Here is a 1,210-nt window from a genome sequence, read left to right on the forward strand (position 1 = left end):
GGCTATGGCTTTAGAAACTTTCGGAATTTTTGGGTTAGAAGTATGTTATCTTGGCATCTTGTATGTTGATTTAGCATAAAGGGTAACGAAGAGCCTCAATTTTTTGACCTAAATAAGCAGATAATGCCTCCGTTCCCGTATTTCCCACAGCCACTTCTACCGAAATTTCTCTCTCTGTATTGGTTGGAGAAGCAAACTTTAAGCGGGTATAGCAAAGCATTCTTTGAGGTATTTGTTCATTGCTTTTAACGGGAATGTCCCACTTGAATTCTTCTTGTATCGCTTTGATTAATTCTTGTGTAGTTAATTGAGATTTTGATTTGATGAATTGATTGAAATAATCCTTTTCTAGGTCACTATACCACGCAATCACATCATACTGTAAACTATCAGTAGGTTGAGGAGAATAATCATCATAAAATCCAAAAACGCTGTGACAATTGGGATAAAAAGCCGCAAAAGTCGGTTCACCATAACCTACGGCAGTTAATAAGGCTAAGTATTCAGCCTTGGGATCATTTTCTAACCAAGCTTCTATAGGCAGTTTGCGACCTAAATAGCGAAATGGTTGATGATTACCATTTTTTATCTCAATGGGATAAGCAATACTACCTAACTGCTCCCCTTCTCCTTCCCGATAAAGATAATCACTCTCCACCACCCATTGACGTTTTTCGCCGTTAAGAGTGCGTGTTACTAACCAGCGATTAGGAACTGATGGGAAAACTGTCTTTTTATCGCTATCTTGAATCCCTTTTGTTAAAGCATCGGGTAACGCCCAATGTAAATGGATTCCCGCTTTCAGGTAGAGATTTTGATTTTGAAAGGGTTGGGAAACAATCTCCTCGCTGATATGAGCAATATTCGGATTTACGTCTCTTTTTCTATTAAAATAAGGAATTATGCTCAAATCTGCCATCGCCTCTACAACTAGGCGCTCTCTTTTCAGATAGAGAGCATCCAAATGAATAGGAATCATTAAAATACTATTGACCATGTTCTAATTAGGATTACAAGCATTTACTGTTGCTCTGATTCTAACAGGTTTAGTTTTCTAATGTTATAATGTTTAGTGTTTATTCACAAATCAGATTTATTTTTTCGGGTGCATCTCACCTTGGCAGAAATACCGACAATCAGCAATTATCAGTCACTCTTAAACTGGTATAAATGTATGACAGCCGTGTGTAAACATCTCGCCGAAAAGCTA

At 37.6% G+C, this 1,210-nt stretch carries 1 protein-coding gene; it reads right to left on the reverse strand.

Features of this window, described 5'->3' with window-relative positions:
* Positions 1 to 70: 70 nt before the first annotated feature.
* On the reverse strand, positions 71 to 997 hold the full coding sequence (locus PX636_RS22320; RefSeq protein ID WP_288118980.1) for a hypothetical protein: 927 nt from the start codon (positions 995 to 997) through the stop codon (positions 71 to 73).
* Between the last annotated feature and the right edge of the window lie 213 nt (positions 998 to 1,210).

Source organism: Microcystis sp. M53598_WE2 (assembly GCF_030067735.1).
Classification (GTDB): domain Bacteria; phylum Cyanobacteriota; class Cyanobacteriia; order Cyanobacteriales; family Microcystaceae; genus Microcystis; species Microcystis aeruginosa.

Coding starts and splice junctions, on each gene's coding strand:
- PX636_RS22320 (WP_288118980.1), bottom strand. CDS start 997: ATGGTCAATAGTATTTTAATGATTCCTATTCATTTGGATGCTCTCTAT.